Annotated in this window: 17 protein-coding genes and 1 pseudogene; 9 read left to right on the top strand and 9 right to left on the bottom strand. The window is 59.9% G+C overall.

Features of this window, described 5'->3' with window-relative positions:
• Positions 1-34 precede the first annotated feature (34 nt).
• The 3 genes from MSKU9_RS01220 (at position 35) to MSKU9_RS01210 (ending at position 6,361) form a co-directional block, all read left to right on the top strand.
• A complete protein-coding gene (locus tag MSKU9_RS01220) occupies positions 35-1,504 on the top strand; it encodes an NAD-dependent succinate-semialdehyde dehydrogenase (RefSeq protein ID WP_141259538.1) in 1,470 nt (489 codons plus the stop codon).
• A gap of 86 nt (positions 1,505-1,590) precedes the next feature.
• A complete protein-coding gene (locus tag MSKU9_RS01215; protein WP_227002297.1) occupies positions 1,591-2,850 on the top strand; it encodes a metallophosphoesterase family protein in 1,260 nt (419 codons plus the stop codon).
• Entirely contained in the window at positions 2,837-6,361 is a 3,525-nt protein-coding gene (locus tag MSKU9_RS01210) for a YhaN family protein (RefSeq protein WP_141259536.1), read from the top strand. Before MSKU9_RS01215 ends, MSKU9_RS01210 begins: the two co-directional genes overlap by 14 nt.
• A gap of 130 nt (positions 6,362-6,491) precedes the next feature.
• Here the strand turns inward: MSKU9_RS01210 and MSKU9_RS01205 are convergent, their stop codons facing one another.
• The 6 genes from MSKU9_RS01205 to MSKU9_RS01180 form a co-directional block, all read right to left on the bottom strand.
• Complete coding sequence (locus MSKU9_RS01205; RefSeq protein ID WP_227002296.1) at positions 6,492-6,980, bottom strand: hypothetical protein; 489 nt, start codon at positions 6,978-6,980, stop codon at positions 6,492-6,494.
• Between the two features lie 22 nt (positions 6,981-7,002).
• On the bottom strand, positions 7,003-7,857 hold the full coding sequence (gene nadC, locus MSKU9_RS01200; RefSeq protein ID WP_141259535.1) for a carboxylating nicotinate-nucleotide diphosphorylase: 855 nt from the start codon (positions 7,855-7,857) through the stop codon (positions 7,003-7,005).
• Complete coding sequence (locus MSKU9_RS01195; protein WP_141259534.1) at positions 7,854-9,416, bottom strand: L-aspartate oxidase; 1,563 nt, start codon at positions 9,414-9,416, stop codon at positions 7,854-7,856. Before MSKU9_RS01195 ends, nadC begins: the two co-directional genes overlap by 4 nt.
• Entirely contained in the window at positions 9,413-10,393 is a 981-nt protein-coding gene (gene nadA, locus MSKU9_RS01190; RefSeq protein ID WP_141259533.1) for a quinolinate synthase NadA, read from the bottom strand. The genes MSKU9_RS01195 and nadA overlap by 4 nt, the downstream gene beginning before the upstream one ends.
• A 142-nt stretch (positions 10,394-10,535) precedes the next feature.
• Positions 10,536-11,426, bottom strand: a complete 891-nt coding sequence (locus tag MSKU9_RS01185) for an NUDIX hydrolase (protein ID WP_141259553.1) — start codon at positions 11,424-11,426, stop codon at positions 10,536-10,538.
• A gap of 162 nt (positions 11,427-11,588) precedes the next feature.
• Positions 11,589-12,527 carry a LysR family transcriptional regulator gene (locus MSKU9_RS01180; protein ID WP_141259532.1) on the bottom strand — a complete coding sequence of 313 codons (939 nt, stop codon included), beginning with the start codon at positions 12,525-12,527 and terminating at the stop codon, positions 11,589-11,591.
• A gap of 295 nt (positions 12,528-12,822) precedes the next feature.
• Between MSKU9_RS01180 and MSKU9_RS01175 the strand changes: the two genes are divergently transcribed.
• The 4 genes from MSKU9_RS01175 to MSKU9_RS01155 all read left to right on the top strand — a co-directional run bounded on the left by MSKU9_RS01175 (position 12,823) and on the right by MSKU9_RS01155 (position 19,438).
• Positions 12,823-14,211, top strand: a complete 1,389-nt coding sequence (locus MSKU9_RS01175) for an amidase (protein WP_141259531.1) — start codon at positions 12,823-12,825, stop codon at positions 14,209-14,211.
• Positions 14,212-14,278: 67 nt separating this feature from the next.
• On the top strand, positions 14,279-16,573 hold the full coding sequence (locus tag MSKU9_RS01170; protein WP_141259530.1) for a TonB-dependent receptor: 2,295 nt from the start codon (positions 14,279-14,281) through the stop codon (positions 16,571-16,573).
• A gap of 313 nt (positions 16,574-16,886) precedes the next feature.
• Positions 16,887-18,260 (top strand): sodium:solute symporter family protein, encoded by a 1,374-nt coding sequence (locus MSKU9_RS01160; RefSeq protein WP_141259528.1) that lies wholly within the window; start codon positions 16,887-16,889, stop codon positions 18,258-18,260.
• A 56-nt stretch (positions 18,261-18,316) separates the two neighbouring features.
• Complete coding sequence (locus tag MSKU9_RS01155; RefSeq protein WP_141259527.1) at positions 18,317-19,438, top strand: P1 family peptidase; 1,122 nt, start codon at positions 18,317-18,319, stop codon at positions 19,436-19,438.
• 194 nt (positions 19,439-19,632) lie between these two features.
• Here MSKU9_RS01155 and MSKU9_RS01150 read toward each other — a convergent pair whose 3' ends face one another.
• Positions 19,633-20,502: a diacylglycerol/lipid kinase family protein gene (locus MSKU9_RS01150; RefSeq protein ID WP_264371829.1), complete on the bottom strand. Its 870-nt coding sequence runs from the start codon at positions 20,500-20,502 to the stop codon at positions 19,633-19,635.
• A gap of 490 nt (positions 20,503-20,992) precedes the next feature.
• Between MSKU9_RS01150 and MSKU9_RS01145 the strand changes: the two genes are divergently transcribed.
• Positions 20,993-22,363, top strand: coding sequence for an amino acid permease (locus MSKU9_RS01145; protein WP_141259525.1), 1,371 nt, complete (start codon positions 20,993-20,995; stop codon positions 22,361-22,363).
• A 97-nt stretch (positions 22,364-22,460) separates the two neighbouring features.
• On the opposite strand, the gene arsC is transcribed toward MSKU9_RS01145, so the two are convergent.
• On the bottom strand, positions 22,461-22,826 hold the full coding sequence (arsC, locus tag MSKU9_RS01140) for an arsenate reductase (glutaredoxin) (protein WP_141259524.1): 366 nt from the start codon (positions 22,824-22,826) through the stop codon (positions 22,461-22,463).
• Positions 22,827-23,027: 201 nt separating this feature from the next.
• Between arsC and trhO the strand changes: the two genes are divergently transcribed.
• Entirely contained in the window at positions 23,028-24,056 is a 1,029-nt protein-coding gene (trhO, locus tag MSKU9_RS01135) for an oxygen-dependent tRNA uridine(34) hydroxylase TrhO (RefSeq protein WP_193557602.1), read from the top strand.
• A 131-nt stretch (positions 24,057-24,187) separates the two neighbouring features.
• On the opposite strand, the pseudogene MSKU9_RS18005 reads toward trhO, so the two are convergent.
• Positions 24,188-24,304 (bottom strand): annotated as a pseudogene (locus tag MSKU9_RS18005) (IS5/IS1182 family transposase); the annotation flags it as partial.

Raw genomic sequence — 24,304 nt, 5'->3', positions numbered from 1 at the left:
TTCAATCGCCCGCCTGTTCGTACCGGAGACCGAAATGACCGTACACCTTTCCAACACATCCCTGTTCCGCAAGGATGCGTTCATTAACGGCACATGGTGCCCAGCGGCGGACGGTGCGCGCCGCCCCGTGCATAATCCCGCCACCGGCGCTGTCGTGGCGGAAGTGGCCGAATGCGGCGCGCAGGATGTCACCCACGCCGTTGCCGCCGCCGTCACGGCACAGGCGGAATGGCGCAACCGTACCGGGGCGCAGCGGCAGGTGATCCTGACGCGCTGGCACGACCTGGTGATGGACAATGTTGATGATCTCGCCACCCTGATCGTAACCGAACAGGGCAAGCCGCGCGCGGAAGCAGCGGGGGAGATCCGTTATGCGGCAAGCTTCCTGCTGTGGTTCGCGGCCGAAGCCATGCGCGCCTATGGCGATGTCATTCCGCCGACCAACCCGGCCACCCGGCTGAGCGTCATCCGCCAGCCCGTGGGCGTATGCGCCGCGATCACGCCGTGGAATTTCCCGGCCGCCATGATCACCCGCAAGGCCGGACCCGCACTGGCCGCAGGCTGCGCGATGATCGTGAAGCCCTCGGAAGACACGCCGCTGACCGCACTTGCGCTGGCGGAACTGGCCAAACAGGCAGGCGTACCCGCCGGCCTGCTGCAGATCCTGCCTGGTGACGGCGTAACACTGGGCAAGGCACTGTGCGCCAGCCCCGATATCCGCAAGCTGTCCTTTACGGGGTCCACGCAGGTGGGGCGTATCCTCATGGCGCAGTCGGCCACGACGCTCAAGCGCCTGTCGCTGGAACTGGGTGGCAACGCGCCCTTTATCGTATTTGACGATGCACATATCGAACAGGCGATCAAAAGCGCCATCGCCGCCAAGTACCGCAACGCCGGACAGACCTGTGTATGCGCCAACCGTATCCTGGTACAGGACGGCATTTACGACGAATTCGCCACCCGCTTCGCCCGCGTGGTGGAAAAGCTGCGGGTGGGGCCGGGCAGCGATCCTGATTCCGTCATCGGGCCACTGATCAGCGCAAAGGCGCGCGACAAGGTGGAAGAACACGTTGATGACGCGGTCGCTCATGGCGCGACCGTCATGTGCGGCGGCGCGCGCGACAATGCGGGCGAACTGTTCTACCGCCCCACCGTGCTGCGTGACGCGACCCCCGCCATGCGCATCGCCCACGAGGAAACCTTCGGCCCCGTGGCCCCGCTGTTCCGATTCCATACTGAAGCCGAGGCCATCTCCATGGCCAACGACACGGAATATGGCCTGGCCGCGTATTTCTTCACCCGCGACCATGCGCGCGCCTACCGCGTGGCCGAGGCGCTGGAATACGGCATGGTGGGTCACAACACCGGGCTGATTTCCAACGAGGTCGCCCCCTTTGGCGGCATCAAGCAGTCCGGCATGGGCCGCGAGGGATCGCGCTACGGCATGGATGAATACATGGAAATGAAGTATATCTGCACCGATATTACCGACCACTCAGCCTGATCGGCCGAAAGCGTGCCGCCCCCTTCGGGCATGAAGGGGAATAACGGGCGCATTTACTTCCGCTTTCAATGGACTACGATGGCGGCATGGACGAATTCCGCTTCCTTCATGCCGCCGACCTGCATCTGGACAGCCCGCTGCTGGGGCTTACGGAAAAATCGGGCGAATATGCCCGCCTTATCGCCGATGCCTCGCGGCGTGCCTTCAATGACATGGTCAACCTGGCCATCCAGACCGAATGCCGCTTTGTCGTGCTGGCGGGAGATGTGTTTGACGGTGACCTGCGCGATACGCAGTGCGGCCTGTTCTTCATCAGCGGCATGGCGCGACTGCAGCAGGCGGGCATCCGCGTTTTCATGATCCTTGGCAATCATGATGCAGAAAACCGCTTTGCCAGACACCTGCATGTAACGGACAATGTTCACCTGTTCGCCTCCAGCAAGGCCGAAACCTGCGTCATGGAGGGGCTGGGGGTTGCCGTGCATGGCCGCAGCTTTGGCCGCCGCGACGTAACCGACAATATCGCGCGCAAATACCCCGCCCCCGTGCCCGGCCTGTTCAACATCGGTATCCTGCATACCGCCTGCCAGGGGCGTGAGGGCCATGAAACCTATGCCCCCTGCACGGTGGAACAGCTGGTCAACCACGGCTATCATTACTGGGCGCTGGGCCATGTCCATACCCGCGAAATCCTGCATGAAAACCCATATGTGGTTTATGCAGGCAACCTGCAGGGACGCCATGTCCGTGAGGCCGGGCCGAAAGGCGCGTCACTGGTCACGGTGCGCGGCGGGGATGTCGCATCCGTGGAACATCAGGTGCTGGACGCCGTGCGCTGGGCCAGTGAGGTCGTGGACCTGACCCATGCCACGACGCCCGCCGAAATGACCGGGCGCATCCGCCGCGCAGGTCAGGACCTGATCGAGCAGGCACAGGGCCGGCCAATCGCCCTGCGGCTGGAACTGGTCGGCGCAAGCCCGCTACATGCCCACCTGATACGCGATACGGATACCGTACAGCAGGAAATCGAGGTTATTTTCGCCAGCCTGTCTGACGAGATATGGCTTGAACGGCTGAAGATCCGTACCCACCCACCCACCTGCCCTGCGGTTCTGGACCACTCCACCGGCGGGCGGATCGCAGCCGACATACGGCAGATGGCAACAGCCGAGGCATTGCAGACGGACCTGTCCGATATCCTGAAGACCATACTGGAGCGCGTACCCGCTCAGGCCCGGACGGATGAAATGCGTGAAAGCATTCTCAACGACGTGCCGACACGCGCGGTCGACCTTGCCCTGTCACTGGTGGAAAACCCGGAGGGGAGCGACAATGCGCATCAATGAATTCCGCATTGTCAAATACGGCGCCCTTGCCGACCTTGACCTGAATTTCGGGGATGGATACGGGCTGCATGTCATCCATGGCCCCAATGAGGCCGGCAAGAGCACCTGCCTGTCCGCGCTGTCGGATTTCCTGTTCGGCATACCCAACCAGTCGGGTGCAGGGGCCGTCTTTGGCAATGACCAGATCCGGCTGGATGCGTGCATACGGCTGGATGACGGGCAGACATTTGACCTGAACCGCCGCAAGGGCCGCAAAAATACCCTGTCCTCCCCGGATGGAAAGGCAATATCCGACAGCATCCTGTCACACCCGCTGGGGGCGATGACGCGCGAACGCTTCGCCGCCCTGTTCGGACTGAATGACGAAACCCTGCGCTCAGGTGGTGCGGAACTGCTGAAGGCGAATGGGGATATCGGCCGCCTGATCGTGGAGGCAGGTGGCGGCCTGCGCGCGCTTGTGGAACGGCTGGAGGAAATCGACACGCGGCGTAATGCCCTGTATGCCCCCCGACGGTCGGGCGAACGTGCGTTCTACAAGGCGCTGGATGCCTTCAACGCAGCAAAGGACAGCCTTAAGGAAGCCTCGCTCGGCCATGACGGCTATACCGAACATTGCCGCCTGCGCGACGAAGCCCGCCAGCAGAAGACCGACATAAGCCACGAACAGGACGAACTGCGCCGCCTGCAGGCCCACCATGAACGGCTGGAAAAAGCCGTGCCCCTGCTGCGCGAAATCAGTCGGCTGCAGGGGGAACTGGCCGCACAGGCTGATCTTGCCACCCTGCCCGTGGGCATGGCCGCCACCATTACCACCGTGCTGGATACATTCGACAGCGCGACGACCCGCCATGATGCTGCCGTGGCACAGGCCACGCAACTGCGACAGCAGACAGCCTTACTCCCGGTGCAAGCCGCCCTTGCAACCCTGCGTGATCCCATCATGCAGGCCATTCGCCTTGGGCAGGGTGTCCACCACCACCGTGCACTGAGGGAAGCACAGGACGAAAAATGGCGCAGCATAGATGAAAGTCTGGCCAGCCTGCGCCAGCGGCTGGGCAAGGGAACGGAGGCCGATTTACGCCAGTCCATGCCGGACCGCACGGTACTGGACAGTATCCGCGCACTGGCGGATACACAGACCCGCCTGCATAACCAGCACGCCAATCTGGAACAGCAGGTCCACCAGACAGACCTTGCCATCGCGCAGAAGCAGCGCCGCGTCGACAGTCTTCGCGCGGCTGGTCACGACCTGCCACTGAATGAAGATACAACCGCCTTTGCCGCACTGCCCACGGAAAAGGCGCGGCTGGAACTGCGCGCGGCAGGCCTTGACCAGCGTCAGGCCAGCCTTGAGACACAGGTACGGGCATTGGGGCTGGACACGGTGGACCAGCTGCGCCACCTGTCCTGTCCTACCGCCGATGGCGTGCGCGGTATCGCGGAAGGCCAGCATAAACTGCGCATTGAACGCGACCGTCTGGCCAGCACGCTGGCAGGCGAACGTGAACGTCTGACCACGTTACAGCCCGAACTGACACGGCTGGAACAGGCTGGTAGTTCGATCACGCCGGACATGCTGGCCACCGCGCGCGACCAGCGTGATGCATTGTGGCACGAAATCCGCGCCACTTACCTGCATCCCGATCCCGACACGCCTGCCCCCACGCGCCAGATCCGTGCCGCCGCACTGGATGCCGCCATGGAACGGGCCGACAGCCTGTCGGCACAGTTGATGACACAGGCAGACCGCATTGCCCGGATCGAGGGCCTGCGACACGACATCAGCCACTGCATGGAAAAAATCACCTTCCATGATCACAATCGGGCGGAGGTGGAAAATCAGATCACCCGCCAGTGGCAGGAATTCATTGCCCCCTTCCCCACCCTGCATGCCCGTGCCGCTACAGCCGAAGCCCTGCTGGCCTTCGTGCAGCAGCGCACGCAGTTACTGACCCACGCCGAACAGATCACAGCCGAACGGGCGACACTGGCCGAAGAACGCATCCGCCCCGATGCGGTGCATGACAGACTGCGGCGACTGGCCCGACGGCTGGGGATTGATCCGGCGCTGGACCTGCCCGCCTGCGTTGAGGCCGTCATCACCGCCGCGCGCATGCATGTCAGCGGGTATGAGGAATACAGCAGGCTGCAGCGTGAACTGGATGACCTGCTGCCGCTACAGGCACAGCTGCGCCAGCAGGGTGACGCGCTGATCGCTGCACGGCGGGCCTGGCAGCAGCAATGGGCCATCGCCATGCAGGCCATTGGCCTGGCAGCGGACGCCCTGCCTGATGTCGCACGTGACCTTGCAACCGAATGGGCTGCGGCCCCCGCGCATATCGAACGGCTGGCCGAACTGCACGATAGCCGTGCGCAGGCCCATGCAGCCGAACTTGAGCTGTCGCAGGTCATTGACAGCATGCGACAGCACCTGCCACTGACCCTGCCGCACGATGGGGTAGCAGCGGCCGAGGAACTGGATCGCCAGTGGCAGGCCGCGGAAAAGGCCCGGCATCAGCGCGAAGCCCTGCAGCCGGCACTGGCCGCGGCCAATCAGGATGTGATCGACAGCGAAGCGCGCCTTGCCCACGCCCGTACGGCCATTGATGCGCTGCTGGTCCGCACGCATACCGACAACATGGATACCCTGCGCCAGCTTGCTGCCCGGCTGGATCACCGCGACCGGCTGGAGCATGACCATGCGCAGGCACGCGATACCCTGTCGCGCATGACGGACGGCCAGTCCCCCGCCGAGCTGGAACGCGCCCTGGATGGACGTGACCTGCCGGAACTGAAGACGGAAACCGCACGGATCCATGACCGTCTGGCCGACCTGCAACGCCTGCGTGACAACGCCGTGCGCGCTGAACAGCAGCAGGATATGGCATTGCGCGCATTTGAACATAATACGGATGCCCAGCAGGCGGCGGCACAACGCGAGGCCGCCATTACCAGCCTTCACCAGATTGTGGAGGAATATGCCCGGCTGACCCTGACCCGCAAGCTGATCGCCGATGCGATTGACCGCGTGCGGGCAGCACAACAGGACCCGCTGGTCACGCGTGCTGGGCAATTCCTGTCGCTTGCAACGCTGGGGGCATTTACCGGTATCAGGACGGAGCTCGATACACAGGGTAACCCGGTCGTACATGGCGTGCGCCATGATGGCAGCACCGTGCCGGTCACGGCGATGAGTGCGGGCACACGCGATCAGCTTTTTCTGGCCTTCCGGCTGGCCAGCGTGGAAACCTACTGTAAATCAGCTGAATCCCTGCCCTTCATCGCTGATGACCTGCTGGTCCAGTTCGATGATGCCCGTAGCCTGAGCACCCTGCGGGTACTGGCTGATTTTGCCCGTACCACACAGGTGCTGCTGTTTACCCACCATGACAGCATACGCGACATGACCCGCGCCCTGCGCAGGGAAATGCGCGATGGCGATGTGCCCATAAACCTGCTGGAACTGCCCCGCGCGCCCGTTGCGGAACCTGTCATAATGACAGGGAAATGATACGGAAGCCGAAATCCGGCAGACAGTAGTCAAAAAACAACCCGTGGATCGTTAGAAAAAGGCAGTGCCTTTCGAAGCTTTTTTGGACAAAGCTTCACCAGAAAACTTCTTGATGCCTTACAGGCTTTTTTTACCAGTGCTGCGACCCCTGCATCATCTGCCTGCGCTGCTGGTCCTGCTGCTGTTCCATCTGGAAACGCTGCTGACGTAGCTGTTCGTCCTGCTGCTGGAACTGCTGGCGCATCTGCTGTTCCTGCTGCTGTCGCTGCATGCGGAACTGTTCACGCTGGCGGGCGATCTGCTCACGGCCGCCGGGCTGGTTGCCCATCTGGCGTTCCTGCTGGTCCAGCTGCATCTGCTGCTGACGGAACTGCTGCTGCATCTGTTGCATCTGCTGGTCGCGCTGCATGTGCATCTGCTGTTCCTGCTGACGTATCTGCATCCGCTGCTGCCCGAACTGCTGTTGCATCTGCTGCATCTGCTGGGCACGCTGCTGCGCCTGCTGCATGTCGGGCTGGGCCTGCGCGCCCACCGCCATGATGGTGGTTCCCAGCAACAGGGCGCAAAGACAGCCGGTGCGGGTGGTGATGGTGGACGCCATTGTGGTTCTCCCCTGCATGAACGGTTTCCTTCCTACAGGATCACGGCTGGTAATCCAGCCCGATATCCATGACGCGCACGGTATGCGTCAGCCAGCCAAGGGAAATCAGGTCCACCCCCGCCTGTGCCACGGCAGTGACCGTCTGCGGCGTTATCCCGCCTGAAGCTTCGGTCACGGCGCGGCCATCGACAATGCGCACGGCCTCACGCAGTACGTCGGGCGGCATGTTATCAAGCAGGAAGACATCGACACCGCCGGTCTCCAGCCCCTCACGCAACTGGGTCAGTGTATCGACCTCCAGCTCGATACGTACCAGATGTCCCGCGGCACGACGCGCGCGTTCCACCGCGGGCGTGATACCGCCAGCAAAGGCGATGTGGTTGTCCTTTATCAGGATCGCATCATCAAGGCCGAAGCGATGGTTGCTGCCTCCCCCGGCGCGGACCGCGTATTTCTGGATTGCCCGCAGGCCGGGCATGGTCTTGCGCGTGCAGGTGATGCTGGCGCGATAGGGCCGCACCAGTTCCACCAGCTGCGCCGTAGCGGTCGCGATACCGCTGAGATGCGACAGGAAATTAAGCCCAACCCGCTCCCCCGACAGGATACCACGCGCGGGTCCACGCACTGTGGCAAGGCACGTGCCACGCGTCACCGCCTGACCATCATGCACATGCGCCTCGAACACGATACGCGGGTCCATAAGCGCAAAGGACAGCCGGGCCATGTCCAGCCCGGCAATCACCCCGTCCTGTCGCGCGGCCAGCACGGCAGAAACGACGGCATCCCCGTCCACGATCACGGCGTCGGTCGTCAGGTCGCCCGCGCGGCCCAGATCCTCCAGCAGGCCCGCACGTACAAGCGGTTCCAGCATGATGTCTGGCAGGGGATGGATCATGAGGGCATTCTTTCATTCAGGATGGCGGGAGAAAACGTATCACGCATTTCCGCCAGCCGGGCATCAAGGTCCGTCAGGCTGAAGCGTGACGGCGTGGCCATGGCCCCGGCATGGGGACAGTCACTGCGGAAATGGCCACCCCGGCTTTCACCCCGCAGCAGGGCGGCAAAAAGGATCGCGGCACAGACAAGCCCGGCATCCGTATTCACAATGGGCATGATCTGTTTCAGGCCATCGCGCAGTCCGTCGCCCGACCGGATGACCCCGGCATGGCGGCTCATGATCCGCCGCAGGTGCAACGATGGTGGAGTGGGGGGCGGATCGGACGGAAAAAGCGAACCATCGGGCAAGGTTGCAGCCTGCGGCAGGCCGCCATCCAACTGCTGCCCGATCCATGTGCCGAACGCCACAGCTTCCAGCAGGGAATTGCTGGCCAGCCGGTTGGCGCCATGCAGGCCGGTACACGCGACTTCCCCCGCCGCCCACAGGCCCGTAACCCCGGTGCGCCCCATATTGTCCACCATGATGCCGCCCATATGATAATGGGCGGCGGTACGCACGGGAATCGGCTGCGTTGCGGGATCAATGCCATGGACCGCACACAGCGCGGATATGGCGGGAAAATGCTGAGAAAAGTCTGTCCCCAGCGCCGTGCGGGCATCCAGATACACGCTATGGCCACCCATCATGTGCCGCCAGACCGCGCGGGATACACTGTCGCGGGTCGCCAGTTCATCGGTAAAGCGTTCGCCGGTCTCATCGATCAGGGTGGCGCCTTCACCCCGCACGGCCTCGCTGACCAGGGACAGGCGCTGCCCTTCAGGCCCGGCGGAAAGAGCGGTCGGATGGAACTGCACGAATTCCATATTGCCCAGCACGGCACCCGCCCGCGCGGCCATGGCCAGGCCACGCCCCACGGCCCCGGCGGGATTGGTGGTATCGGCAAACAGGCCGCCCACACCACCCGTGGCCAGCACGACGGCCGGGGTGGACAGCGTGACAGTCCGACCGCCAGCAACAACGACGCACCCTACGACCCCGCCATCACGTACCAGCAGGTCACGTGCATGAGCATGTTCCACCACCGTAATGTGCGAAGTCTGCCGCACGCGGGCAACCAGCGCGCGCATGATGGTGGCACCCGTCGCGTCTTCCCCCGCATGCACGATGCGCCGTCGCCCGTGGGCTGCTTCCAGTCCCAACTGCAGGCTGCCGTCGGCCTGCCTGTCCCACTGCACGCCCAGACCGGTCAGGCGTTCAACCGCAGCCGGACCTGCCTGTGTCACGTTATCAACCACCATGGCATCACACAGCCCGGCCCCTGCCGCCAGCGTATCCGCCGCGTGCAGCGCGGGCGTGTCATCCGCGCCCATGGCCGCCGCCATGCCACCCTGCGCCAGCATGCTCGCGGCAAGGGGGGGACGTATTTCATCCAGCCGTCCCGGACAGACCAGCACGCATGGACGCCCGGTGGACAGCGCGGTCATGACGCCCGCCAGTCCGCCACCGATAATCAGCGGCTGTCCGGCAAGCTGGCCCAGCGGCGGAAGGAAAGTCATATCGCCAGCATGCGCTCAACGGCACGGCGGCCACGACTGGCCAGTTCCGGGTCCAGCGTGACTTCATGCGTCATGTTTTCCAGCGACTGGCGGATATTGGACAGGGTAATACGCTTCATGTGTGGACACATGTTGCAGGGCCGCACGAATTCGGTCTGGGGATACTGAACCGCGAGATTGTCGCTCATGGAACATTCGGTCACCAGCAGGATACGGCTGCCCGTATGGTCGCGCACGAAATCACCCATCATGGCGGTGGAGCCACTGAAATCGGATACCGCAACCACTTCGGGCGGGCATTCGGGATGGGCAAGGACGACAAGACCGGGATGGTCGGCGCGCATGCGTTCGATTTCCTGCGGGGTGAAGCGTTCATGCACCTCGCAATGGCCGGCCCATGTGATCATCTTGATCCCGGTCTCGGCTTCGATGTTACGGGCCAGGAATTCATCTGGGATCATGATGACACGGTCGGCGCCAAGGCTTTCCACCACCCGCTTCGCATTGCCGGACGTGCAGCAGATATCGCTTTCGGCCTTTACCTCGGCCGAGGTGTTGACGTAGGTCACAACCGGCACGCCGGGATAGCGTTCGCGCAGCAGGCGCACGTCCCGCCCGGTAATGGAATCCGCCAGCGAACAGCCCGCATGCATGTCGGGGATCAGGACCGTGCTGTGCGGGTTCAGCATCTTGGCCGTTTCCGCCATGAAATGGACACCGGCCATGACGATCACATCCGCGTCCGTGTCCTGCGCCTCACGCGCCAGGGCAAGGCTGTCGCCACGGATATCGGCCACGCAATGAAAGATTTCGGGCGTCTGGTAGTTATGCGCGAGGATGACGGCGTTGCGTTCACGCTTGAGCGTTTCGATCGCACGGATATCCTCGACAAAGGTCTCCCATTCCATTTCCGGGACCAGATGCCGCACCCGGTCATACAGCCCGTCTGTTCCGCCACGCGGCGTAATCTGGTTCATGCCTGTTCTCCCTTCGGCCGTTCCTGCCGTGCCCTTTATGCTCATATTGAGTATAAGCCAAGCAGCAGGGACCGGTGCGACAGTTGCAGAGACAAACAAGCCTCTTGTCAATCAGGTTTTTCGTGAGGTGCCTTTTTTTCCATCAGGGCTGGAACAACGGAATCTTGGTACCGACAAACTGTCGCGCCTGCCTGACCTCCCCGCAGAAACGGTACAGCCGGGCGGGGCGGCCGCCGGTATTTTCTTCAATTCCGCCTGTTTCCTCAACCAGTTGCTGCTGCATGATCAGGCGGCGGAAATTCTGTTTATGGATATGGATACCCGACAGGCTTTCCATCACGCGCTGTAATTGCAGCAGCGTAAATTCCTCCGGCATCAGTTCAAACACAACAGGCCGGTAACGTATCTTTGCACGTAACCGGGCCATGCCGGTAGCCAGTATGCGCCGGTGATCATGATGCATTGCCTGTCCCGGCACGGCGTTTTCGGGTGCGCAACCCGCTTCCGCAACCAGCCCTGCCTCATACAGCAGTTCATAGCGTTGCAGCACCAGCTCGTCATTCCACACCACCATGTCGCCAATGGCGAACAGGCTGACGCATCGCTGCCACTGCCGCACGCGCACGGCCGCATTGCCCATGTCCGCCACCCACCGGCACAGCAGGCGTTCGATAATGGCCAGGCAGTCCCGGCCTTCATCCGTCTTGCAGTTTTCCCACGGGAAATAGTCATACCAGTCCCGCCAGCCCGTTTCCCCTGCGTGGCTGCGGGTCAGGGCCAGATAGGAAATGGCGATCAGCCTGCCCTGCCCCGTGGCCAACAGCCGGTCATGGTCGGCAAAGGTATATAGCTGTTCAACATGCCCGATGGGGTGACCGGTCTGGCGTTCCACCCATGCCCTGACCCCTGCCTGCAGGGAACGGTGGGTACTTTCCAGCGGCCCGGACGGCAGCAGGCGACCATGGTCGATCGTCATGACCTGTGGCACATCGTCACGCACGGCTGTCAGGACGGCAATCAGTTCGATCATCATCTGGGTTGTCATGTCGAAGACAGATGTATCATGCAACCCGCTGGTCTGGGGAGTACATTTCCCGATACCCGGCAATACGCCGCGCCCGGCGCGCATCACCATAGCATTCCATGTCATATACAGTAAATATCTCCGATCTACTGCCGCATCGGTCGGGGAAGATCATGCCCGTGAGACTTCATTCACCCGTTCCAGCTCGCCCGTCGTGAAACCGCTGTGCATCTGTTGCGCCAGCGCGTCAAACAGCGCCTGACAGGCAAAGGACTTACGCCGCTGGGGCAGGCTGCACAGGTCCAGCCGCGCGCTGATGGCATTGGCGGGCCGGATGGGAATGGCGCATAGCAGCCCGTCCTGTATTTCCCGCCGGCAACATTCCGGGGGCAGCACCAGGGCCGCCATGCCACGCATCGCGACTTCTTTCTGCATGACCAGCGAGCCCGTCACGAATGCAGGGTCAAGGCTAATGCCGCAGGCCCGCGCCGCACGGTTGAGTTCGCGGCGCACGCCGAAGGATTCATCAGGAATGGCCAGCGCATGGCATGCAAGTTCCCCGATGGTCACGTGCGGCCTGCAGGCCAGCGGATGATCCGTGCTGACGATCACGCTGTGCCTGAGCTGTATGCTGTGGCTGACAAAGGACTGGGCCGTCTCGGGGGTAAACAGGCTGACCACCAGATCGATCCCGCCATCAGTCAGGGCCTCGACCAGATCCGACGCCCTGCTTTCGAACACATGAAAGCGCAGGTTGGGATACTGTTCATGGACCGTGCAGATGGTGGGTACCAGCAGTTCAGCCACGATTGCGCCACCTGCCTGTATCCTGACCGTGCCACGTTTCAGCTGTTTCAGGTCGTCGATCTGTGTGCGGGTCACCGCAATATCATTCAAAATGCGCGCCGCCTGCCCCAGCAGCAGCTGGCCTGCCTCGGTCAGGCTGATGCCGCCTGCATTGCGGTCAATCAGTTCTGAACCGAAATAATATTCAAGACTGTCGATCTGGCGGCGCAGGGCGGTAGGGGTCATGTTCAGTCGCTGGGCGGCCTGGCGCAGGGATGCTGCCTGCGCCACGATCAGGAACAGTTGCAGGGCTTTAAGCGACATACATATTCCCCATTGATACGTACCGGGCCGATGGCGTCAAACATATACGTCAGGCGGTAATATTTTAAGGAAAAAGTAGGAAGCCAGAAAAATCATGCCCTGACTGGACAAAAAGACATGAATTTACAATATCGTTTCGATTGTAGATCGTTTTGTATCCCACCCTGCGCACAAATTTGGGATATTCATGCGCGACGGGCGGCCCATATCATTATGTTCTCGAAATAATATGTCCCTTCCCCGATATTTGCCCCGTCATTACGGGGTGGAAAGGGGAATAAAGGAACCTACGCCCATGATGGACCTGACGGCACGAGAACTCCTTTCTTCCTATCGGAAAAGAACCCTTTCCCCGGTTGAATACGCCAACGCACTGATCGCGCATATCGCACGATGGGAAAGCACGCTTGGGGCGCTGTACGCCTACGAACCCGACAGGCTTGTCAGCGAAGCACGCCAGTCGGAACAGCGGTGGATGAACGGTCGCCCCTGCGGCATTCTGGATGGCGTGCCCGCAACGCTGAAGGAACTGATCGCGACCAAGGGCCTGCCCATCCCGCAGGGCAGCATCGCCAGCAAACTGGTGCCCGCAACACACGACGCCCCGCCCGCCGCCCGGCTGAAGGAAGCGGGTGCGCTGATTTTCGCGAAAACCACGGTGCCCGATTTCGCCATGCTGTCGTCGGGGCTTTCGACATTCCACCCGCTGGCGCGCAATCCGTGGAACCTGGCCTGCAACCCCGGCGGTTCCAGCGCGGGTGCTGCTGCTGCGGCGGCTGCAGGTTACGGGCCGCTGCATGTCGGCACGGATATTGGTGGGTCCGTCCGGCTGCCCGCGGCATGGTGCGGACTGGTCGGGTTCAAGCCCTCACTCGGGCGCATTCCCATCGATCCCTATTACATCGGTCGCTGCGCTGGCCCCATGACCCGCACGGTGGGCGATGCGGCGCTGATGATGAACGTGCTGTCCCAGCCCGACGCACGTGACGCGACCAGCCTGCCTTATACGGATATTGACTGGGACAGCTATTACAAGGGCGTGGATGTACGCGGCCTGAAGGTCGGGCTGATGCTGGATGCCGGCTGCGGGCTGAAGCTGGATGACGAAATTCGGGTCGCGATTGAAAACGTGGCCGGTGTGTTTGCCGAAATGGGAGCCGAAATCATTCCCGTGGACCCGGTCATGACACCGGCGATGCTGTCGGGGCTGGACCAGTACTGGTCCGCACGCAGCTGGGCGGAACTGAGCCAGCTTCCCCCCGACAGGCTGGAAAAGGTGCTACCCTTCATCCGCACATGGGCGCAACGTGGGGAGAAGGTCAGCGGTGTTGCCGCCGTGGACGGGCTGGGGCAGACATTTGCCATGCGGCGCAAATGTGCTCAACTGTTTGAACACGTTGACATTGTTCTGTCGCCCACCACGCCTAACGTCAGTTTCCCCGCAGAATATCCGGGACCGACCAACGACCCGGAACGCTCCTTTGACCACATCGCCTTTACTGTCCCATGGAACATGTCCGAACAGCCCGCCATATCCATTCATTGCGGTTTTTCACAGGGCGGGATGCCAATCGGGGCGCAGATCGTAACCCCGCGCTTTGCGGACCTGCAGGCCATCCGGCTGGCAGCCCTGTATGAAACGGCACGTGGCCCCATGCCACACTGGCCGCTGCCCCCATCATGACCAGAGGAAACAGCTTCGTATTGTCGGCAACCGACCTTCCCATGATTTCTGACCAGGCGTGCGTGAAATGAAAAGATATGGAAAGATAACGACGATAGGCCGTGTCGCGGTCCTGTTTACCTGCGCCCTGCCGACCTGCCCCGATGCCTTTGCGGCATCAGTGACGACAAACGAACACAAACCCAAACCCGTACCGGGTAACCAGAAGGGCAGTGTCCAGGCAGCACTACAGCCTGAAACCATCCATGTCAGCGGTGCCAATGCCCATGCCGAACACCTGCAGCATGTCGGCGGGTCCATTGCCCATCTCAGCCGCGAGGCGCTGATACAGGCCCATGTCACCACCGTAAACGACCTGCAGAACGTCGTGCCCAACCTGCAGGTGGAAAATGCCTTTGGTGGCGGCCAGCCACAGTTTCATCTTCGTGGCATCGGTTTTTTCGATTACGGATCCAACAATACGCCTGATGTCATGACCTATGTCGATGGGGTCGCCTATCCCATCGGTGTCATGACGCAGGGGGTCATGTTCGACCTTGCAGGTGTGGATGTCGAACGTGGCCCGACCGGCTATACATCTGGGCGCAGCGTCACGGGTGGCAACATCATGATGCAGACAGCCGATCCGACCAAGACACTGACTGCCGGCATATCCGAAGACATCGCAAACCGCGCGCGCAGCAAGACGGACCTGTTCGTATCCGGCCCGATCACCAGACGCCTGTCCTACCGTATTTCGGCCGAGACGATCCACGGCGGCGCGTATGAATATAACCGCGCGACAGGTGAACATATCGGCAATGCCGATCTTGGTGCGGTGCGCGCCAAGCTACGGTGGGAAGCCAACGACACGACCACCATAAACCTGAGTGGCCATTACGGCATCGATCGTTCGGACTCCACGCCGGGTTATCTGATCAATTCAGTGACCAGTGGTGGCTACATTCCCGCTGATAGCGACCATTACGCAACCGGCTGGGGCATGTCCCGGCAGTTTGCAAACAATCTGCACCTGAATCCCAATGCCAAACCGTTCCGCAATAACCAGAGCTGGGGTGTTGATATTAACATCCAGAAGGAATTTTCCTGGGCGCGCCTGACCTCCATCAGTGCCTACGAGGTCATGTACCGCCGTGAACTGAATGACTGGGATGCCACGCCGGCGGCAAATGCCGACGAATATTTTGACAGCAACCTGTCGATCTTCTCACAGGAACTGCGCCTTGCCTCCCACGACCGGGGGCCGATAACGTGGAATGCAGGCCTGTATTACTTCAAGGAAGACCTGCAGGATGCCATGTATTCCAATTTCCAGAATGCATTCGGCTTCAATACCGAAACGCGATACAGCCAGCCGGATCAGGGGTTTTCCGAATTCGCATCCATCACCTATCGGCCCGTTTCCCACCTGCGCATAGGCTTCGGCCTGCGGCATGAGAACGAATGGAAGGAACTGGACAACTTCTATACCCAGCGATCAACCGCACTCGTTCCCGCAACCCATTATGACCGCAAGACCGGGATGGACCAGGTTTCGGGCAAGGCATCTATCGAATATGACATCAGGCCCAATGTCATGGCCTATTTCAATATTCGCCGCGGTGTGAAGGAAGGTGGCTTTTCTGCCTATAACGTTTCAGCACCGTCGCAGCTGACACCCTTCAAGCCGGAATGGCTGATGGCCTATGAACTCGGGTTCAAGAGCACGTTCTTCAACCATCGCCTGCGTATCAATGGCGCCGCGTTCAAGTACGACTACCATGACCAGCAGGTGCAGAGCGCGATTGAAGATCATACGATCGGCGCAATCGGCAAGATCGTAAATGCACCGCGCTCCTCGCTGTGGGGGGTGGAACTTGAAGCACAGGCCGAGCCGATCCGTGGCCTGCACCTGACCCAGAATTTCGGTTATGAACAGGGTCAGTATGAACAGTTCCAGGCACTGAACATCGCCGCATCGCAGGCCACTGGCGCAAGCGGAAACGGTTACCAGACCATAAACAAGAACATGCAGGGGAAAGACATGGGGTTCCCCAAGCTGCAACTGAGTGGATCCGCCAGTTATGATATCCGCCTGCCCGGTGCGCTGCGTGGCTATATACTGACGCCCGAAGCAAATTATTCCTACCGTAGCGAGGAATATGCCGTCATCCTTGGCCCGCTGTATAACATCAAGCCCTATTTCCTGCTGAACACCAGCTTGACGTTCCGGCCAAAAAACGGAAAATGGAGTGTAACGGGTTATGTTCAGAATGCACTTAACCGCACCTATGACCTGACGCGTAATTTCTTTACAACGTCCAATTTCGGCATTGTCGGGCCGCCGCGCTTCTACGGTGCCCGTATCAGCTATACATATTGATGACATCATAAGGCCATTACCAACAGGACAGGGTCAGACAGGCATGCACGATCAGGACAGACACGGTGACAGCACGCAGGCAGTCCCTGCCATTTCCCTTCCCGCGCTGCTTGCGGGCCTTGTCCTGCCTTTCTGCCTTGTCATCGGCGGTGGCCTGGCCCTGCAGGCACAAAGGATGGCGGTATTCGGCGTTCCCCTTGAAATAATCTGGATGTTCGCATGCTTCATCCTTGTTCCCGCATGCCTGACCATATGCTGGAACCTGCCATCACATGCACGATCTGGTACAGATACAAAGCAGGTAAGATAAGGGATGGAAGTTTCCATATTCCTGGCTGTCATTACGGCTTCGGTGCTGATCGCCGTTTATTCACGATATCGCCACGCCGCCCGCAACGCGCGCGATTTCTTCGTGGCGTCGGGCCAGTTCGGGGCAGTCCTTATTTTCTTCCTGACCATTGGTGAGACATATAGCATTGGCAGCGTGCTGGGTTTTCCTGCCGGGATATACACCCAGGGCAGCGGGTTCGGGATGTGGTTTCTGGGGTATATCCTGCTGTCCTATCCGGTGGGTTATTTCCTGAACCCGCGTATATGGGCACTGGGACAGCGGTATTCATGCATTACAGTTGCCGATATTTTCCGCGACCATTACGCCAGCCGGGCGCTTGAAATACTTGTTGTGCTGAATACGGCGTTATTTCTGCTCCCGTTCGGCGAAATGCAGTTTGCGGGTCTTATGGTCGTGGTGCGCAATCTGGGCTGGCATATACCGGGCATGATGATGACGGGACTGTCCGCGTTACTGACCCTGGCGTGGATATTACTGTCGGGCATACGGGCGCCAGCCTATGTTTCCATACTCAAGGACGTGCTGATGGTGGTGGCCATCCTGCTGGGTGGATACGCAGCCATGCATGCCATGCACTGGCCTGTCGGCGTGCCGGATTTCTCCAGTCCCGATAACGGTGGGCATGGCCTGCCGGGGGGCAATGCCTTTATCGTGTCAACAATCATTTTGCAATCGATCGGGCTGTGTATCGCACCGCAGACGGTTGCCTTCCTGTTTACTGCAAAATCCCCCCGCACATTGCAGAAAAACCAGATTTTCATGCCACTCTACATGCTCATGTTCCCATTCCTGTTCATGATGGCACTGTATGTCCGGACATCGGGTGCAACACCTGCATCACCCAATGATGTCTTCATGGTCGCGGTCTGCACCACCCTGCCCGACTGGGCGCGGGGACTGGTGGCGGGGGGATGCGCATTATCGGCGCTGGTGATCCTGGCGGGGGTCTGTCTGGCGCTGGGACCGCTGGTTTCGCGCAACCTCATGCCCGGCCATTCGGACCGGGCGCAGAAAATCGGCGCACAGATCACAATTGCCATCTATCTTGTAATTTCGGTTATGGGGGGCGCGTCCCTGTCGGGACTGATGGTCATACTGAACAATCTGTATTATATCGGTGTTACCCAACTGGCGCCGGGTATTATTGTCGCCCTGCTTGATCGCAAGGTACCGGCCATTCCCGTTATTGCCGGGCTGTTATGTGGCGACCTGGTCGGGATGGGCCTGTTTTTCCTTCATATCATGCCAGCCGGGCTGAACCCTGGCATGATCGGGCTGATCATCAATGCACTGGTTGTATGGGCTGGTATATCACGCACGCCGCGAACCGCATGAAACATCCACGATCTTCATCATGACAGACAACAACAGAACATTATTATTGAAAGGTAATGACAGTGTATAGACGCCAACTGATCAAGGCCATGCTGGCCACCGGCGGCATGGCGGTTGCCCCCCGTGCCGTTTCAGCAGCCAGTCCCATACGCATTGGCACACCAGGCAGGCTGAACCTGATGACGGATGTTGCGGGCCTGAAAATCGGGCTGGCCGATGATCCTGGGGCCTATACGGGTGTTACAGTCATCCTGCCTGACCAGCGTGCGGCCTGTGCGGTGGATGTGCGTGGTGGGGGCCCCGGCACGCGTGAGACGGATGCGCTGAGTGCGGGAAACCTTGTCCGCAGCGTTGACGCGATCGTCCTGTCCGGTGGGTCGGTTTATGGTCTGGCAACGGCGGATGGCGTAGCGAGCTGGCTGGGTGCGCAGGGGCGTGGCTTCTCGCTTATTCCCAAAAAGGGCGTTCCCCCCTCCCCCATCGTGCCCACGGCCGTGCTGTATGATCTTGCCAACGGGGGCGACAAACAGTGGGGTACCAATCCCCCCTACCGTCGGCTGGGGGAACAGGCAGTCCGCCATGCCAAGGCCGGGCCGTTTGCGCTGGGGACAGCAGGCGGCGGATATGGCGCGGGGGCAGGCAGCCTGAAGGGGGGGCTGGGTTCGGCTTCGTTCCAGACGGGCGATGGCATGACTGTTGGCGCGCTGGTCTGTGTCAACAGCCTTGGTTCGGTCGTGGTGCCGGGCACGCGCAATTTCTGGGCGGGGCCGCTGGAAATCGACAATGAATTCGGTGGGCTGGGTGCATCATCCCGTTCGGTCTATGGCGAAGACTGGGGAGAAGCCAAACTGAACCCCGGCGCGCGCGCCAATACCACCATTGCCTGTATTGCCGTGGATGTACGGCTGGATGCAGATGAACTCAAGCGCGTTGCAATGATGGCGCAGGACGGTCTTGCCCGCGCAATCCGCCCCATCCATTCACCGTTTGACGGGGATGTCGTCTTCGCCCTTTCAACCGCGCAGAAGGAAATACCCGGCCAGAACCGCGAACTGGTCATTGCCCGACTGGGGTCCGTCGCAGCGGATACCCTTGCCCGCGCGGTCGCACGTGGCGTGTATGCCGCGACCCTTCCCCATCACCGGGCAGGCAGGACGTGGCATGACCTGCCTGCCTGAGGGATCATAAACTTTACCGGCCAGCCTATAGCCCAGTGGGAAAACACAGGCTGCGCCGGATAGAGTATTGCATGACACCGGAATATATAAAGAGCGTTTGCAACACTACATAAATCATAAAAATTTTTAGTGAGGCTTTAAAAAAAGGCAACATCAAAAAACTTTTACTGTTTCCAATAAAAATTATTACATCTTTATACCGCGATACGTAGGGCACGGTCAGGCATATCAATCCGTATGGGTGTAAGACCACGTGCGTCTCCGTCACTTTGCACGGGCATGTTGCATGGAATGGTGATTTCAACCTTCTGTGCCATCAGGATCGTGACATCTTTCTGGCGTGACAGGTTCCCGCGCAGCAAGGCTATGGCATAACGAATACTGCTACCAATGCCCGCCGTGCCAAACAGGACAACCGAAAACTGCCTGTGTTCCTGCATGGACCGGGGTGTGAGGACATATTTTCCGGCGTACAACGCCCCTTTTGATACGATGACCGACGCTGCAGCATGAGAAACGTCATCAACGGATACGGTCATGGTCGGAAACCTGTATTTCCATAATGAACCCAGCGTCGCCAGCACATAAGCCGCCCGACCGATCGCCTTTTTCAGCCGGGTTGACACGACATGCACCACATGTGCGTCAAAGCCAATGCCGACCATCTGCACGAACAGACATTCACCTTCGCTGGACCGCAGGCGGCCGGGCCAGATAACGGTGCATGCACCACCTGCGATATTGCGGGCATTCTGCACGTCATCAAACGGCACGCGCAGTTCCCGGGCCAGCACATTTGCCGTGCCGACGGGCAGGATGCCCAGAATGATATCGGATCCCGCCATGCCCTCGGCTACCTCAGCCACGGTCCCATCCCCTCCTGCAGCAACGATATGGGTGCAGGTCCGTTCCTGCACCGCCATGCGCGCAAGGATTGTGGCGTGCCCCCGGTAACGGGTGGCCACAATCTGTGCCTGCAGTCCTGCCTGCTGCAACTGCCGGACAAAGCCCACGACACGCCCCATGCGACGACGCCCGGCTGCGGGATTCATGATAACAGTCACTTTTACATTCTGGTCGGGCATGGCGTGTATCTTCTGGAAAATCCTGAAATCTGTCAAAAATAAATAATATGATCCACGTGCTTACAATTCATTCCCGAAAATATCTACACCATACCTATCCTGTCAGATAAATTCATAAAATAATATTTTCTATATTGATATTTATAAATAATAACAAATTATTATTTTTATATTTTTGAATGCAACCATTCTTTCCATGTAAATGAATGTTTTGTCATATCCTATGCAAACACTGTAACCCCTTTACATACCCTGCGCGTTCCTGTCCTATGTTCGGGATGAAACTGAAACGATATCAGCATGATGAACGCCCCATGTATCGGGATGCCCGGACAGATCCCTGTCCGGTTGTGTCACAAATACCCCCAGGCCAGGGACGGGCTGTTCTGGCATGGCTGTCCTTTCGGACACGATTGCATGCGATACGGTTTACATCATTCCCCTTGCCATTCAGGAAATAACACACGGCATGTCTGACACAACGGGCACCCACCAGCCGCCTTCCCGGCCTGTTTCCACCCTAAAGCAACGCCATATCATCATGATCGCTCTGGGCGGCGCCATCGGGGCCGGACTGTTTGTGGGCAGCAGTGCCGCCATTGCCGCGGCGGGACCAGCCGCACTGCTGGCATTTGTCGCGGTGGGCCTGCTGGTCATGCTGGTCATGCGCATGCTGGGCGAAATGGTGACCGCCAGCCCCGGCAAGGGATCATTCGTGGAATATATCCGCATGGCCCACGGCAATGGAGCGGCCTTCACGACAGGGTGGCTGTACTGGTTCTTCTGGCTTGTTGCTCTGGGCAGCGAGGCCATAGCCGGGGCCATCCTGCTTCATGACTGGATCAACCTGCCGGTCTGGCTGCTGGCGACGGCGCTGATCGTGGCGCTGAACCTGATCAACCTTGCGGCGGTCCACATATTCGGGGAATGCGAATTCTGGCTTTCGCTGGTCAAGGTCGTCAGCATCGTGCTGTTCATCGGGGCGGGCACGCTGTACGTCGCGCATGTCTTTGGTCCCGGCATTCCGGTCGCGCAGAATGTCCTGGGACACGGGGGCATGTTTCCCCATGGCACAACAGCCATGATTTCCATCATTCCCACCGTCCTGTTCACCATGATCGGATCTGAAATCGCGACGGTGGCGGCAGGCGAGTCAGCAGAACCCGCGCGCAATGTGGCCCATGTCACACGCAGCCTGGGCACGCGCATCACGCTATTCTACAGCCTGTCCATCGCGCTGATCCTGATGATCGTGCCATGGACGGATATCGTGCCTGGTCATTCGCCCTTTGTTGCCGCCATGCAGGCCATGGGCATCCCCGGGGCTGCCACATGCATGCAGGTTGTGGTGCTGACAGCAGTGCTGTCATGCATGAATTCCAGCCTGTACATCACATCGCGCATCCTGGCAGAACTCGCCCGCCATGGTGATGCACCCGCCCTGTTGCAACGCTATGGACGGCAGCACACACCGGTCAATGCCATCATGGCCAATTCACTGGCAGGGGGTGTGGTGGCATTTTCATCCATTCTTGCACCGGGGACCGTGTTCGCCTTCCTGCTCAGTTGCAGCGGCGGCGTGATCCTGCTGGTCTATTCGCTGATTGTCACGTCCTATATGGTCTTGCGTCGGCGGGCATCCGGGACGGGGGAACAGCCATTTTTCCAGCTACCGTTTTTTCCGGCGATCAATATGGCGACGATGGGTGGTGTGATTGTCATTTTCGTAGCCATGCTGATCAATGACACGCAGCGCATGACCGCCATGGCCAGTCTTGGCACGACCCTGTTCTTTATCGTGATCCATGCCGTGCGCGGCAAAATGCGCCCCAAAATATAATGAAAGTTTTGGGTGTCGCCTTTTTTAAAAGGCGACGTTTCGCGAAGCTTTTTGAAAAAAGCTTTACCAAAATCTTCTTTATGATCTGAAACAACCATCAGGCTACACGCGTCTGCGGCAGGATCTCAAACAGCGTTTCCTTCGGTCGGCAGGGACGCGCCGCCTGATCGGTCATGACTACCGGACGATTGAGCAGCACCGGATGTGCGGCAATGGCGTCCAGTATGTCCCCATCCGTCAGCGCCGGATCATCCAGCCCCAGTTCCGTATAGGGCGTACCACGCTGGCGCAGCAGGTCACGCACCGGCACCACCAGGCGGCTGGCCAGCACGTCCAGATCAGCACGGGTTGGCGGGGTTTTCAGGTATTCCACGACGACCGGCTCAATCCCGGCAGCCCGAATCATGGCCAGAACGTTGCGCGACGTGCCGCAGACAGGGTTATGGTACAGGGTAACGGTCATCCACGGTTTTCCCATATGGTCAGGCAATACGCGCATATATAAACATGTCCCGCCCCCGATTGCAGCCTGTCCTGCGACACGGTGCCTGACACCGTGCATTCATGTGGAATTTCCGCTATGACTGCGTTGACAGCATGTGCGGGTAACCGGGCATGTCCTGTTAGATTGACGGGCTTTCGTCAGCGATCCCTTTTGAAGCGCATGGTTGCCATTGTGACAGATTCTTCCCCTTCCACCGCTCCCGCCGCGACAGCAGCCACGCTGCCCATCCGTGTGGCCGCACTCTATCATTTCACACCGTTCGCGGATTGTGCCACCGTGCGTGCCCAACTGCTGGATGCCTGCCATGAACTGGGCATACGCGGTATCCTGCTGGTGGCGCACGAAGGCATAAACGGCACCATTGCCGGGACGGATGAAGCGATTGACCGTATCCTTGGCATTATCCGCGCCCTGCCCGGCTGTGCTGATCTGGAAGTCAAGTTTTCCCGCGCGCCTGTTCTGCCCTTCCACCGCATGAAGGTGCGCATAAAGCGTGAAATCGTGACCATGGGGGTAGAAGGACTGGATCCGCGCCGCGATGTCGGCCATTACGTGGCGCCCGATGAATGGAATGCCCTGATTTCCGATCCCGACACCATCGTGATAGACACGCGCAATGATTATGAGGTCGCAATCGGCACCTTCCGGGGTGCCATTGACCCCGGTACGCGCACGTTCCGGGAATTCCCGCAATGGTTCCGCAGCCAGCGGCAAAACCTGCTTGAACAGGGGCGGACACCCAAGATCGCGATGTTCTGCACGGGTGGCATACGATGTGAAAAGGCGACTGCCTTCGTCCGTGCCGAAGGGGTGGAGGACGTGTTCCACCTTCAGGGCGGTATCCTGAAATATCTGGAAACCGTGCCGAAGGATGAAAGCCTGTGGGACGGGGAATGTTTCGTGTTTGACCAGCGCGTCAGCGTGGGCCACGGGCTGAAACCCGGCACATTCGACATCTGCCACGCCTGTCGCACCCCTCTGAGTAAAGCAGACCGCGCCAGCCCGGACTACGTGGAAGGTGTAAGCTGCCCCCATTGCGCCGACCAGCGCACCGAAACCCAGCGAAGGCGGTATGCGGAACGGGAGCGCCAGATTCAGCTGGCCACGCAAAAGGGCATGCACCATCTGGGCCTGCCCCAGCCCGGCATGGAACATGACAACCCATCCCGTGACAAGGAAACCACCTGAACAGTCAGCCCACGAAACAGCCTGTCACCATAAGAATGTTTTTGGTGAAGCTTTTTTGAAAAAAGGCGGCACCTGAATCTTTCCTTATGACATGCGGCTTCATAGACGTTTTTTTTGGGGCCTGTTGGGAATTATCTTGAATTGATGATTGCGCCAACGAGATAGATCATGGCTTCGAATGATCTGTCTGTTTTTTCGCTGCGCATGGCGATGCGCTTGAACTCCTTGAGCTTGCAGAAGAAGTTCTC

The organism is Komagataeibacter diospyri (genome assembly GCF_006538165.1).
In the GTDB taxonomy this organism is placed as follows: domain Bacteria; phylum Pseudomonadota; class Alphaproteobacteria; order Acetobacterales; family Acetobacteraceae; genus Komagataeibacter; species Komagataeibacter diospyri.
Note: the sequence above shows the minus strand (reverse complement) of the source record. Positions and strands in the feature narration are given on the sequence as shown.